Origin of the sequence: Natranaerobius thermophilus JW/NM-WN-LF (genome assembly GCF_000020005.1) — a bacterium.
GTDB lineage: Bacteria > Bacillota > Natranaerobiia > Natranaerobiales > Natranaerobiaceae > Natranaerobius > Natranaerobius thermophilus.
In genome coordinates, this window is record NC_010718.1 from 2,635,840 (window position 1) to 2,650,598 (window position 14,759).

The 14,759-nt window shown below is 36.8% G+C and carries 10 protein-coding genes; 6 read left to right on the top strand and 4 right to left on the bottom strand.

Annotated features, from left to right (window positions below):
• Positions 1-42 precede the first annotated feature (42 nt).
• Both NTHER_RS12430 and megL read right to left on the bottom strand, forming a co-directional pair.
• Positions 43-1,359: a Na+/H+ antiporter NhaC family protein gene (locus NTHER_RS12430; RefSeq protein WP_012448864.1), complete on the bottom strand. Its 1,317-nt coding sequence runs from the start codon at positions 1,357-1,359 to the stop codon at positions 43-45.
• Between the two features lie 175 nt (positions 1,360-1,534).
• Positions 1,535-2,713: a methionine gamma-lyase gene (gene megL / locus NTHER_RS12435; protein WP_012448865.1), complete on the bottom strand. Its 1,179-nt coding sequence runs from the start codon at positions 2,711-2,713 to the stop codon at positions 1,535-1,537.
• Positions 2,714-3,219: 506 nt separating this feature from the next.
• On the opposite strand from megL, the gene NTHER_RS12440 reads away from it, so the two are divergent.
• Genes NTHER_RS12440 through NTHER_RS12450 form a run of 3 tightly spaced genes read left to right on the top strand, consistent with a single transcriptional unit; the run spans position 3,220 to position 7,022 of the window.
• Positions 3,220-4,782 carry a spore germination protein gene (locus tag NTHER_RS12440; protein WP_012448866.1) on the top strand — a complete coding sequence of 521 codons (1,563 nt, stop codon included), beginning with the start codon at positions 3,220-3,222 and terminating at the stop codon, positions 4,780-4,782.
• Positions 4,779-5,858 carry a GerAB/ArcD/ProY family transporter gene (locus tag NTHER_RS12445; protein ID WP_012448867.1) on the top strand — a complete coding sequence of 360 codons (1,080 nt, stop codon included), beginning with the start codon at positions 4,779-4,781 and terminating at the stop codon, positions 5,856-5,858. The genes NTHER_RS12440 and NTHER_RS12445 overlap by 4 nt, the downstream gene beginning before the upstream one ends.
• Complete coding sequence (locus tag NTHER_RS12450) at positions 5,859-7,022, top strand: Ger(x)C family spore germination protein (protein ID WP_012448868.1); 1,164 nt, start codon at positions 5,859-5,861, stop codon at positions 7,020-7,022.
• Between the two features lie 184 nt (positions 7,023-7,206).
• On the opposite strand, the gene NTHER_RS12455 is transcribed toward NTHER_RS12450, so the two are convergent.
• The gene (locus NTHER_RS12455; protein ID WP_012446518.1) at positions 7,207-8,571 is read right to left on the bottom strand and encodes an ISNCY family transposase; all 1,365 of its coding nucleotides are present in this window, start codon (positions 8,569-8,571) and stop codon (positions 7,207-7,209) included.
• Between the two features lie 249 nt (positions 8,572-8,820).
• Between NTHER_RS12455 and NTHER_RS12460 the strand changes: the two genes are divergently transcribed.
• The 3 genes from NTHER_RS12460 (at position 8,821) to NTHER_RS12470 (ending at position 14,215) form a co-directional block, all read left to right on the top strand.
• Entirely contained in the window at positions 8,821-11,331 is a 2,511-nt protein-coding gene (locus tag NTHER_RS12460; RefSeq protein ID WP_012448869.1) for a heavy metal translocating P-type ATPase, read from the top strand.
• A gap of 256 nt (positions 11,332-11,587) precedes the next feature.
• Positions 11,588-11,944: an ArsR/SmtB family transcription factor gene (locus NTHER_RS12465; protein ID WP_012448870.1), complete on the top strand. Its 357-nt coding sequence runs from the start codon at positions 11,588-11,590 to the stop codon at positions 11,942-11,944.
• A 96-nt stretch (positions 11,945-12,040) separates the two neighbouring features.
• Positions 12,041-14,215: a heavy metal translocating P-type ATPase gene (locus NTHER_RS12470; RefSeq protein ID WP_012448871.1), complete on the top strand. Its 2,175-nt coding sequence runs from the start codon at positions 12,041-12,043 to the stop codon at positions 14,213-14,215.
• A gap of 130 nt (positions 14,216-14,345) precedes the next feature.
• Here NTHER_RS12470 and NTHER_RS15400 read toward each other — a convergent pair whose 3' ends face one another.
• Positions 14,346-14,723, bottom strand: a complete 378-nt coding sequence (locus tag NTHER_RS15400; protein ID WP_012448872.1) for a prepilin-type N-terminal cleavage/methylation domain-containing protein — start codon at positions 14,721-14,723, stop codon at positions 14,346-14,348.
• Positions 14,724-14,759 lie beyond the last annotated feature (36 nt).

The window sequence follows — 14,759 nt, forward strand, 5'->3', positions numbered from 1 at the left end:
TAGCTAAATGCTGTATTCGTTAACTTAGTCTGTAGGTGTTCACTAAGCGCTATCTTCTGAAGGTTTCAAATTAGGTATACCTAAATATATTGCCAAAAGCACACAACCGAGCATTAAGAAATTGTAGTGCAAGTTCGGGATTATTGTGAGTGGCGAAATTCCAGCAAGTGAACCTGCCAGCAAGATTTGAGCCCCATAGGGAAGCATTCCCTGGGTTACTGATGCAAAAATATCCAGCATACTAGCACTTCTTCGCAGATCAACACCATTTTCTAAAGCAATATTCTTCGCCAAAGGTCCACTGATTATAATTGCAACAGTGTTATTGGCAGTACAAATGTCGGCAGCTGCTGATAAAGCACCAATCCCCAGCTCTGCCCCTTTTCGAGTTTTGACCCGCCTTGATATTTGATCGACCAAAAAGGCCAGTCCACCTTCTTTTCGTATCATGGCAGCCAGTCCACCAGCAAACAATGACAAGAAGAAAACTTCGTTCATATCAGTAAAACCTTGATATGCGGCTTGAGACAGTTCTAAAGCTGTAAAATCTCCGTAAACAACTCCAATTAGCCCAGCCAATACCAAACCTAAAAACAGAACAACAAAAACATTTACACCCATCAAAGCAAAGACAAGTACAAATATATAGGGTAAAACCTTAATAATTTCAAAGGGATAATCTCCATCTAAAGCAGCAACATCACCGACAAATAGTAAAATAATCAAAGATATAATAGCGGCAGGGAGTACAATCAAAAAGTTCATTTTAAACTTATCTTTCATTTTAACTCCCTGGGTCTGAGTAGCGGCAATTGTTGTATCGGATATAATTGACAAATTGTCACCAAACATGGCACCACCAATCACAATTCCCATCATGACCGGCATAGAAACTCCAATTTCGGGACCCAAGCCAACGGCAATTGGCGCAACTGCACCGATAGTTCCCATTGAAGTTCCCATGGCCAGGGATATAAAAGCACTTATCAAGAATAAACCAGGTAGCAACAGGCGAGCAGGCACCATAGTAAGCCCTAGATTAACAGTAGATTCAACGCCTCCCATACCTTCTACTACTGCTGAAAAGGCACCGGCCAGCAAATAAATCATACACATAATCACAATACCTTCTTCACCGGCCCCGTTAATAAAAGTCTTGATCCGTTCATCAATTGTACCTCTTGCCATAAATACTGCTACTACAATACCAATCAATGCTGCAATAGGTGCAGGAAATTCGTAAAAGGCCATTTCAACTCCTAAATAAGTCAGAAACAGTCCTACACCTAAATACAAAAATAAAAACACAAATAAGGGTATTAATGCCCAACCATTCGGTTTAATTTCTTTTTGATCCATCTAGGTGATCCCCCTTTAAATCTTCATTGTCAGTAGTTTTGTAATTTTCTTACCAATTTCTTCAGATGGGTTAACAATGTAATGTAGGGAGGCGCTGAGGGAATTGCAATAAATAATTATCCCTCAGCCCCTTGGTTTTGTAGTTTGATGATATTTCTAAGGGTTTCTTTCTAAATTACTGTTCCATTCCTTGTTTTAGGTCTTCGATAATATCATCTACATCTTCAATTCCTACGGAAACCCTTACCATACCATCGGTAATACCTGCTTTTTCACGTTCTTCTTGTGGAACTACAGAATGAGTCATGGATGCTGGATGCTGGATCAATGTATCCACATCTCCCAAGCTAACAGCCAATGTACACAACTCTACATTATTTAGTAGGTTTTTACCAGCTTCAAAGCCACCTTTTAATTCAAAGGCAATAATGCCACCAAAGTCTTCCATTTGTTTTTTAGCTAACTCGTGTTGAGGATGGCTTTCAAGTCCTGGGTAGTACACTCTTTCTACAGCTGGATGTTCTTCTAAGAACTTGGCTACCTTCATAGCGTTTTCACAGATCTTGTCCACACGAACAGCTAAAGTTTTAATTCCTCTGAGCAATAGGAAAGCATCAAAAGGTGCAATAATACCACCTAAATCTTTTACTGTAGTCATTTTTATATCACCAATCAGTTCCTCGAAACCTACTACTATTCCGGCAACAGTATCTCCGTGACCACCAAGGTACTTGGTAGCACTATGAATTACGATATCAATTCCCATTTCTAGCGGTCTTTGAAGATAAGGAGTCATAAAGGTGTTGTCTACTACAGTTGTAATGTCGTCCTTTTCCTTTGCAATTTTCACAACTTCTTCCAGATCAGTGATGGAAATAGTTGGATTCGCAGGAGTTTCAGTATAAATCACCTTTGTATTATCTTTAATAGCAGCTCGGATATTTTCAGGCTCACTGGTATCAACAAAAGTTACTTCAATGCCCCAGTTGGGTAACAACTCGTCAAACAGAGAGTGAGTACAGCCATATAGTGTATCTGAGGCCACCATATGATCTCCACAATTTAATAAATTCATCACAACAGCAGACACAGCTGCCATACCAGATCCTAATGCTATAGCATCATCTCCACCTTCTAGGTTAGCCATCTGCTTTTCAAGATTTTTTTGAGTTGGGTTACCCAATCTAGTGTAGATGTAGCCAGCCTCTTCACCGGCAAATCTAGCAGCTCCTTGTTCAACATTGTCAAATACAAAGGTTGAACTTTGATAAATTGGGGTCCTAAGAGCACCCGCTTCGTTCTTTTGACCTTCATCGGCATGGACAATACGAGTAGTTAATTTTGAATCTTTCATTAAAAACACCTCCACTTATTGTATTTGTGTCATCTATTTATATGCAATAACTGTGCCAGCTTCAATTAATTCGGCAAACCATTGGCTCTACTTCCCTATATCACAGGTTTTGACGAGTTTGGTTAATTTTTATTTAAAAAGCTGTGCAATAAAAACACTTCCTCTTCTGGAAACATGCTGTTCCAGAAGAGGACTAGGTTTGTAAAGAAAGGTTTCCGCCGGAAATAATTCGTTCCATTTTACGCTATGCCATGAACAAATTTGCAGTTTGAACACAGTTAAGCATTATTAAATAATCTTAACATTATTATAATAGTTTTGGGACAGCCATACTACTAGAAATTATTGAGATTTTTAAAATTCTAGCAGATTCTTCAAATTCCAGTTTTTTACTTTTCACCCTCTTTTTCACCTTCAAGGAGCAATATATACCTTATTTATAACATAATGTATATTTCATTTCACTACGTAAAAAATAAAAAAAATTTATGGGAAGGATAATAATAATGTTAAACATTATACAAAAACTTATTAAAAAAAAACGTCCCTATATAATGAGTACAGAAAAATTAGATGATAGTAACAATACGAAAATAAGTAAAAACTTTAATTATAATCACAAACATCTTAAGAATATCTTCGAAAACAGTGATGACATTTGCTTCCGGAATTTTATCACTGATTCGAATGCAAATGTACTTACACTATTTATCGAGGGGTTAGTAAACGAAGAACTGGTTAATAGTGACATTATTAAACCACTACAGTATAACTCAACTAAAGAGAAAAACACAGATGAAGCTTCTCCAGAGACTATCAAAAAAAGATTATTTACAGTAGGAACTGAAGTACAAACCAAAACTTGTTTCAATCAATTAATCGAAGAAGTATTAGATGGAAAAACAGCTATAATTATAGAAGGGCTTCCACAAGGCTTTATTATTGATTTAACTCAATGGGAAAACAGAGGAATTGAAGAGCCAATTAATGAGCAATCAATCAAAGGACCAAGAGAAGGGTTTACTGAAACCCTTCGAATCAATACATCCCAGTTAAGAAGAAGAATTAAATCACATCATTTTAAGATTCAACAATTTAGAATTGGTAAGCAAACAAATACAAATATAGCAGTAGCTTATTGTGAAAATATCGCTAATCAAACAATTGTCAATGAAGTAATTAATCGTATAAACAAAATTGATATTGACGGCATTTTAGAAAGTAACTATATCCACGAGTTAATTGAAGAAAGAACAATCACTATATTTCCGGAAATGATAGACACTGAAAGGCCGGATAAAGTAGCAGGACATCTCTTAGAAGGTAAAATAGCCATACTTACTGATGGTACTCCTTTCGCAATAATTCTGCCAGTTACATTAAGCGAATTTTTTCATACTCCTGAAGATTACTATACTCGCTATATTTTCTCCTTTGTACAAAGGACTTTAAGATTTGCTAGCTTTTTTATTGCTACTTGCCTACCATCTATTTATGTTCTTATGACAAAATTTCATTATGAAATGATACCTGTAGATATTATATTTTCAATTGCAGAAGCTAGAGAAGCTGTGCCTTTCCCACCACTGTTGGAAGTTTTGTTAATAGAAGTAATTGTAGAGTTTTTGCGTGAAGCAAGTTTAAGGTTACCTGGGCCAATTGGTCAAACAGTGGGTATAGTAGGGGCCTTGGTCATCGGAGATGCTGCAGTTAACGCTGAACTTATGAGTCCAGTATTAGTAATATTTACTGCTTTTAGTATGATATCTAGTTTTGTTATACCTAATTATTCAATGGCTTCTGCTCTGAGATTACTTAGGTTTCCAATTTTGTTTATGACAGGAATACTAGGAGGTTTTGGATTTATGATAGCCTGGTTTTTAATAGCTACACATCTTTGTAACATAAGCAGTTTTGGAGTACCCTTTTTACAGCCAATTGCTCCTTTCAAACTTTCTGAACAACGTGACACGGTTTATAGAATGCCATTCAGGTGGGTTAGAAAACGCCCCAAAGCAGTTGCAAATAAAAATATCAGACGTCAAAAAGGAGTTGAAGAAGAGGATTGAAAAAACACGAAAAAAAAGATATAAGTCAATTCCAATGGATTACTATAATTCTTGGCATGACAATTGGTATAGGAATAACAACATTACCCAGGGGGATTGCTACTGAAGCCGGTAGAGACGGATGGTTTTCTATTTTGTTGTCAACCTTGATAGTTATTATATATGCAAATATTTGCCTTTACTTTTCTCGCCTTTTTCCAGATAAAACTCTAGCTCAATCCAGCATAATAATACTTGGTAAGTTTTGGGGTACCATTCTGATCGTTATATATAGTTTATATGCCTTAACATTGTCCGGGTTGGTTCTTAGGTTTTTTATGAACATTGCATATGTGTATCTGGATATACAATATCCAATGGTATTTCATTTTATTATAATTCTCTCTGTAATTATATATATAGCAAGAAATGGTCTATCAACTTTATCTCGACTCAGTGAATTAGTTCTTTTTTATACACTACCCCTATTCATACTTTTTTTAATCCCCGTTTCATTAGATAAACATATAAATTTATTACCAGTCTTTGAAGGAGGGATTGTAGAACCAGTTAAAGCTATACAGGAACCTCTTCTTGCTTTTCTAGGTATAGAAATTATATTAGTATTTTATCCTTATCTAAATAAGAAAGAAGATGATGCTAAACTAACCAATATAGCAATAATTATTACCGGACTTATTTATACTTCAATCTTTATAGTCTCTCTAATGATGATGGGACTAGAGCAATTAAACCTGACTTATTGGCCATTTATAGAATATTTAAAAATTATTGATATAGCTGTTATAGAACGCATAGATACTTTGTTTATTCACTTATGGTTAGGCAAGGTAATTCTAGTTTCTTCCATTCAGTATTTTGTAGCTACTTTTTCTCTGGCTCACATAACAAATAAAGATTATCATGACATTTGGTCACTAGTGGCTTGGCCCATTGTATTATTTGTGGCACTAGTACCTCAAAATGTTCCTGAGACTGAAGAGTTTGCAGCTAACTTCACTTTATATGGAGGAGGACTAGTAATTTTAATTCCCATTTTGCTTATCATAACATGTAAATTGAGAGGTGTCAGATAGATGAGAGTTAATATAAATAAAAGTATAATAATTCTTATAATAATCTTTATTTTTAGTAGTTTAACAGCTTGTGATTTCGTTAACGAAAAAATTTTAGACGAACTTTCGATAATTTTAGCTATGTCCTTTGATTCTAATCCAGAAAATGATAATGATGACTACAATCCCCTTCTATTAACCACTTCAAATCCGCTATTTGCCGAAGAAGCTAAAGAGCCTGTCCGTGTTAAGACAGTTCAGGGTCGAACAATAGGAAATGCTTTAGATAACTGGCAACAACATAGAAATAGATTAATGGCTTTAGGAAAGGTAAATATAATGTTATTTGGAGAAAATATCACAAAAGAAAACTTTCCTAATACAGTTAAAGATATAAGGCAAATTCCAGAAATTGATGCAACATCTTTAGTTGCTTATCATCCTGGAAAAGCAAAAAATCTATTATACCAAAACCCTGTCGAAGACGGTAGAATAGCGGTTTTTCTAAGTGACATGCTAGAATTTGGAGCTGATGACGGACTAATACCTGAAGTTACCCTACATGAATTATGGACAGCAGTTTTAACAAAAGGTAGAGATGGATATCTCCCTAAAGTTGATCTAAAAGAAGAAGGTGATGAAATACCTTATATATCCGGGGCAATGGTTTTGACCGAAAATGGAAATAAGGCTACAACTTTGAATTCCGAGGAAACTAAGTTATTAACAACCATGCTAAATGAAAAAGCCATTCCCTCCTTTTCCTCAAACATTTTTGTTGAAGAAGAAGAAGGGTTAATAGAGTATAGTGTTCAAAACACTGATATGAACATTAATGTTGAATATAATAATGAAGTTTCTGTAGAAATAGATAATAACATTGAGGTTTACCTGGAAGAAGTACAAATCCCCGGAATTGAGATTATAGATAAAAAAACCTTTGAAACTATAGCTGAATTTGTAGCCAAAGATTTTATGGATAATACACAAAATCTTATAGCAAAATTACAACGACACAAAAGTGATCCAATAGGAATAGGGCAATATGTGAGAATACAACAGTCAGAATACTATTCTAAAGGCACTTGGAGAAATGATTATCCCGACATAGATATTGACAATAATTATACTGTCAATGTTTTTAGAGGAAGCACCTTATCCGAAACCTTTAAGCTAGAGCGTTAAATATAGTGACATTTTCCCCAGAACATTCTTGGGGTGACAAATCAAACTCTTAGAGTGAAACTAAAAAAATAACTGCAAAACAATTACATTACACCCTCTTTGTCAATGTTCTTTGAAAATGTCACCTAAAAACGCATAAATTTGTTCAGAGAAAATGTCACCCCCCAGGAAGGTAGACCGAGTTTTAAACTCGGTCCCTGGTATTTAGTATAGTATCTAAAAGTTCTTGATCAGTCAGGTCGTAGTTAAGATTTGTTCTTTCACTTTGTTTTCTCCAAGGGTGATTTTCATCTGGGACTATTCTATTTTTAGGTGATTGCGTTGTTTTAACTTTTTTGGTCATTTTAGTAGTTGAAGGCTTGTCCACAATTTGAGTTTCAAACACCATATCTTTATATTTTACTTTAACTCCAAATTTAGGATTAGATAGGACAGTAACTTTAGATTTAGGAACCAGTTGACTATTTTTATCTAAAATTTGATAGTAACTTCCTTCAAAAGAGAAAGTGGCACTGTTGTCCACAGTTCTTTTGAATTTAGAACAAAGTATATGATCAAGATTAATATCTTGATTTAAACAGGTAAAAGCCGATAGCTCATTTTCGGGCTTTAGGGCAAATCTTTTATTAAAATCAGGCAAGAAATCTTTTTGTAAAAATTCATTAGCTTTCTCCATGGTAGTTATATTGTGTAGCTTAAAAAGTGTGGGCAGTCTGCTTTGTAAAGTATCAAAAAGCCTTTCAACTCGTCCTTTTGCTTGTGGAGAGTTAGCAGGTATAATAGTGACTCCTAACTCTTCCATAGCTGCACCAAATTGAGTAGGCTTAACTTGTTTACCTGCGAGCTGTTCATCAATCGAAAGCTTGTCCGATTTAGGTGATCTAAAAATAGTGTGCTTATCGCTATAAAGACTTGCAGGAATACCATAGTTTGAAATTAACTGATGCATAATCTGAAAGTATCCCTCAAGACATTCATTTTCAACAAAAAATAATCCTAGCAAAGCTCCTGTGGCATCATCGATAGCAGCGTGTAAATCACAATCAAAGCCAGTGTCAAACCAGTCATAAGGTGAGGCGTCTATTTGTACTAAAAGTCCCATTCTGTCCTTGCGTTTGCGTCTGTGGTGACTCTTACTCTTTTTATGTTTTTTAGGACTAGAAATTCCAGCTTTACTAAGAATTCTATGAACAACTGGCCTACTGATAGAGATTTTTTCTCGCTCGTTTAAAAGTTCTGTAAAATGAGTGAAATTTGCATTTGGGTATTTTTCTAACTTTAGAGAAATGATATGTTTTTCAGTACTTTCAGGAACAGAATGATCAGGCTTTTTACCTCGGCTTTTATGTATGACAAAACTGGGTCCTTCTAGTTGCACTCCTTTCTTCAGTCGTTTAATTTGTCGATCACTGAGGTTCAAAGCTCGTGCTGCATCTCTAATGGTTAAGTAGCCATCAATTGTTTGATTGATAATATTTAGTTTTTTAATTTCTTCTTGGGTCATTTGATATGTCACCTTTTTAGTCATAGTGACATTTTCACAGAACATTCTAGGGGTGACAATATCACAGAACAATTACATTACATTACACCCTCTTTTGACTTAAAGATAAATATGTGTTATTGTATTATTTGACCCCACCCCATAGGGGGTGGATGATATAAATGGTAAGTAAATAGAAAGACCAAGCGAGAAGCGGTAGTCTGAGTTATAACTGTATAGCTATGACCGCATGTCTGCCAATTCGTCTGTCCGTTTATCTGCTCATCTCGTAAAATAGCAGGAAGGGGTGAAATAATGAATAATACAACTTTAAAATTAACTGGTATGACCTGTGCCAATTGTGCACAGCGAATTGAAAAACAGCTGAATAAAACCCAGGGAACAAACAGTGCCCAAGTTAATTTTGCCGTTGAAAAAGCTTACATCGAATACGATCCCACCCAAATCAGCGAAGATGATTTAATTAAAATTGTACAAGATTCGGGTTATGATGCTAAGTCGGAAGAACAAGATGAGAAAAATAAAAAAAATGTAGAACTTAAAATATCCGGTATGACATGTTCCGCATGTTCCCAGAGAGTGGAAAAGAATTTAAATAAACTAGATGGTGTCCATGCCAATGTCAATATCGCAACAGAAAAAGCTACAATAACTTATAACCCTACAAAAACCAGCCTAAACAGCTTAAAACAAACTATCAGAGATACCGGTTATGATATTGTTGATGAAGAACTAGAACAAGAAATCGATCCGGAAGAGGAAAAAATTAAAGAAGCTGCCGAAAGAATGTGGTGGTCTGTTGGATTTGCCAGTGTAGTAATGATCATCATGATGGTTCACATGTTTGTAACACCTATTCCCTATTATATTCCCATTATATCTGTATTAGGTTTTCCGGTAATCTTTATCTTTGGAAGGAAAACACATCAAGCCACATGGCGCGCCTTAAAAAATGGCAGTCCCAATATGGACACATTAGTAACAATGGGTTCTGCCGTACCTTTTATTTTAAACTTTTTAGGGATCATACTGGGTCTACCCATTACTTCATTTATTGAAATGGCTACAACTATCATGGCCTTTCACATGATCGGTAAATTCTTAGAAATCAAAGCCAAGGGTAGAGCATCCCAGGCCATCAAAAAGTTATTGGAAATGGAAGCTAAAACAGCCCGCGTCATTAGAGATGGAGAAGAAAAGGAAGTCCCCATGGAGGAAGTGCAGGTTGGAGATGTGATGGTGATACGCCCTGGAGAAAAGATTCCTACAGACGGTGTAGTTGTACAGGGTGAAAGCAGCATAGATGAATCAATGGCCACAGGGGAATCCATCCCGGTAAACAAAACTGTTGAAGATGAAGTTATCGGTGCAACTATTAACAAACAGGGGATATTGCATGTTGAAGCCACAAAAATAGGTAAAGATACATTTTTATCCCAGGTTATCAAAATGGTTGAAGAGGCCCAGGGTTCCAAGGTACCCATTCAAGAATTTGCCGATAGAGTTACAGGTTATTTTGTACCCGGAGTTATATTAATTGCTATAGCTGCCTTTATATCATGGATGGTCTTTCCCGATTTTCATGTATCAGTAGTAGAATATTTTGATTTTCCCTGGTCCACTATAGATTTACCACAGTTGTCCCTGGCCCTACTGGCAACTATAGCAGTACTGGTAATTTCTTGTCCCTGTGCCCTGGGGCTTGCAACACCTACAGCCTTGATGGTAGGTAGCGGACTAGGTGCCGAAAAAGGTGTCCTGATCAGAAAAGGTGAAGCAATCCAAACTATGAAAGATATCAATATAATTGCCTTCGATAAAACAGGCACTATTACCAAGGGAAAACCTGAGGTTACTGATGTCATAAACTACAATGGTTTTAGCAGAGAAGATATTCTCTTGTATGCAGGAAGTCTGGAAGCTTCCTCGGAACATCCTCTAGGTGAAGCCATTGTGGAAACAGCTAAAGAAGAAAACATCACATTCCAGCAGGTAGAAAACTTTTCGGCAATTACCGGTAAAGGGGTACGAGGAGAGATTAACAATAAAGAAGTGCTAGTTGGCAGTCGAAAGCTGATGGCGGAAAAAGATATTGAACACCAGCATCTCAACAGTGAGCTAGAAAGATTAGAAGATGAAGCTAAAACAGCCATGCTAGTAGCCATAGATGGTAAAATGGCGGGCATTGTAGCCGTTGCCGATACCTTGAAAGAAGACTCTATTCAAGCTATTGAAGAAATCGAACAACTAGGAATGAAAACCGCCATGATTACAGGAGATAACGAAAGAACAGCCAATGCCATAGCCAAAAAAGTCGGGATCAGCAGTGTACTTGCCGAGGTACTTCCCGACGGTAAGGTTGATGAAATCAAAAAGCTTCAAGATGAATACGGAAATGTAGCCATGGTGGGAGATGGTATCAACGATGCTCCGGCTCTAAAACAGGCAAATATCGGTATAGCCATCGGAACCGGAACGGATATAGCCATCGAAGCAGCTGATATAACCGTTATTCGAGGTGACTTAAGTGCAGTGGTATCTGGCATTAAATTATCCAAAGCTACCTTCAAAAAAATCGTAGAAAACTATTTCTGGGCCTGGTTTTACAATGCCATAGCCATCCCAGCAGCTTTCTTGGGACTAATTCACCCAATTATCGGGGCTGCTGCCATGGCAGCAAGCTCTATCAATGTAGTCCTAAACTCTACACGACTAAAGAAAGCAAAAGTAGACCCATCTTACGATAGGGAGGATTTAAAAGGCAGTCATCACAAAGGTGAACAGTCATTAGAAGCTAAGGTTTAAGTATAGAATCAAATTAATTATCAAAAGCAATTTGTAAGACCACCTGTGTGTGAAGTTAATTAATTGAAATAAACCCCACTCCATTTTGAGCCCGAAATCAAAAGGAGTGGGGTTTAAAATTTAAATTAAAAACTATAACTTCCCCAATTTTTTCTAGACAACCCCTTCCCCTTTTACAGGACTTTATGTTAGAATTCAATATAACAGTTGAACAGTTGTGCAAATGTTAACATCAAAAATAATTGGAGGGTTATCAGTGACCAAAAAAGATACATGTCAAGAGTTCTGTTTTGATAGTGAAGCAGTGGAGCATGTTCAAAAACATATGTTGAATGAACAGGATATTGATAAAATGGCTGAAACCTTTAAAATACTGGCAGATCCTACCCGGGTAAAAATTTTACATGCCCTGGCTCATAAAGAACTGTGTGTATGTGATATCGCAGTCACCCTGGATATGAAAGTATCGGCAGTTTCTCATCAATTGAGATTATTAAAAAGCGCCCGATTAGTTAAACAAAGGCGAGAAGGCAAGAATGTTTATTATCAATTGGATGATCACCATGTAGAGCAACTCTTTGAAAAAACACTAGAACACATCAAGCATCAATAACCGACATTACAGGATTCGGATTCAATAACTGCAGATACGCTTGTACTTGTTTTACTTTCTTAAACTTGTTGTGTTTCTGTCAAGGGAGGGGAAATCATGAAATATTATTTGCGAGGACTGGACTGTCCCAGCTGTGCAGCTAAAATAGAACGGAAATTAAATAACTTAAATCCAAATCCGAATCAAGAGATAAATATTAATCTTAACAATAATACTGTCGAATTGGACCCCGAATTATACGAGGAAGCTCAAAAAATAGTCGATGATATTGAACCTGGAGTGAAACTAATTCCCAAGGAAAATAACAAGGAACAACCCCATAATAACTATGAAGATGATCACAGTTCCAATTTAAAACAAGAATATTTAAAGATAATCATATCACTAGGATTACTAATATTTGGATTTATCTTTAGGGAAGAGCTGCAAAACACTCCATGGGCGATAGCAGACTATTCTGTATTTTTAATCGCCTATTTCCTGGTCGGCGGTCACGTTGTTATTTCTGCTGTTAAAAATTTAGTTCGCAGAGATATATTTAACGAAAAGTTCCTTATGACCATTGCTACCCTTGGTGCTATTTTGATTCAAGAATTACCAGAAGCGGTAGCCGTTATGTTGTTTTATGCAGTAGGTGAGCTATTCCAAGACCTGGCCGTTAATAAATCACGCCGCTCGATTTCTTCCCTATTAGATCTAAGGCCTGAGTTTGCCAACCTTATAACTGAAAAGGGTACCGAACAGGTCTCTCCGGAACAGGTGACACCTGGCGATGTAATTGAAATCTATCCAGGAGAACGCATCCCCTTAGATGGAAAAGTTTTATCTGGTGAGTCATACATTAATGCCAGTGCCCTAACAGGTGAATCCGTTCCAGAAAGTGTAGGCCCCGGTGAACAAGTAATGGCTGGAACTATCAATGAAAATAACTTGCTTAGGGTACAAGTCACTAAAGAATTTAATAACTCATCTGTCGCCAAGATTTTTGATTTGGTAGAAAAAGCAGCCGAACGAAAAGCTCCTACAGAAAAGTTCATCACTACCTTTGCGGCTTGGTATACGCCTGTAGTTGTAGGAGGAGCTGCAGTGTTGGCCACTATACCACCGCTATTGATTCCGGGAGCAGAATTTAGTGAGTGGATATACCGGGCATTGATACTTCTGGTGATATCTTGTCCCTGTGCTTTGGTACTATCCATACCTCTCGGCTATTTTGGAGGTATAGGAGGAGCATCGAGAGGAGGAATATTAGTAAAAGGTGCCAACTTTCTAGATGCCTTGATTGATGCCGATACAGTAGTCTTTGACAAAACAGGTACACTAACTGAGGGGACTTTTCAAGTTGTCAAAATTAATCCCAAAAACGGATTTTCAGACCAAGAATTATTGAACTATGCCTCTACAGCAGAAATTTACTCAAATCATCCCATCGCCAGATCCATATTACACGAAGCAAAGCATAAGTTTAACTTTTCTAGGGAAGAACTCAAAGCTAAAGTTTTAAAACAGCGAGAAGACAAAGGTTTCGGTGTAAAAACAACATTGTCAGATGGTAGTGTGATTTTAGCCGGCAGCGAAAAATTGCTGACAAAGGAAAGTATCAACATGGACTTAACAGATGAAAAAGACAATGGTGAAACTATCGTTCATGTGGCTGTAGACGACAAATACGTTGGTTACCTGATTCTTGATGATGAAATAAAAGCCGATGCGGCAGAGATTGTAGCCAAACTAAAAGCCAAAGGCGTTTCACACACAGTCATGCTCTCGGGAGATGAAGAACAAACTGCCAAGCGTGTAGCCAAACAACTGAATATAGATAAATATTATGCAGGTTTACTACCAGAAGAAAAAATTGAGATAATGGATGAACTAATCGCCAATAAGACTGGAGATGAGAAAATATTATATGTGGGTGATGGCATCAACGATGCTCCCGTAATCACCAGGGCCGATGTTGGTATAGCCATGGGTGCGCTGGGAACGGATGCTGCCATTGAAGCTGCAGATATAGTCCTAATGGATGATAATCTAGACAAAATTCCTTTGAGTTTAGATGTCGCCCGAAAAACCCGACGAATTGTATTACAAAATATCGTCTTCGCCTTGGGAGTAAAAGCAGCTTTTGTATCCCTGGGAGCTTTGGGAATGGCGACCATGTGGGGTGCAATTTTTGCAGATGTAGGTGTAGCACTTTTGGCAGTATTTAATTCTACCAGGGCATTGAGAACACCGGGAAAGCTATCCCAATACAATTCTGATTCTGAATAAATATCTGTGATTATTTGATTATATTAACTAAAAACCAGCCAGGAAAAGTAAGCATTTAAAGTGAACTTCCCGGCTGGTTTTAATTTGTCTCCAAGTATGAGCTTTTATATTAATCTTGTTCATTGAATTATCAATCGTTATTTCCTGGTTCCCAAGTTACTTCTACATCATTGACATCATCTAAATCCCAGTCAACTTCATCACAGTCAGGAAGTCTCAAATCATCTTCATCATCTACATCTATATATTTAGAAAAATCATCGAATTCGTCAATTTCTCCTTTATCTTCTAAATAGATAGCAGTTTTAATAGCGTTTTCCAATTGCTGCTTTTCAGCTCGGCAGGCCTCTTTTTCGGCTTCACCTATATAACTCATGACATTTGGTGCCACCAAGGCTATTAAAATTCCAATTATTCCAATGACTGCTATTAACTCAATTAAAGTAAAACCATTTTTGTCTTTAAACAGCCTTGAAACTTTATTATGTAATTTCTTTATAAAAATCATTTAATTCCCTCCTTTTTATATGAGCAGTTCTGTTAA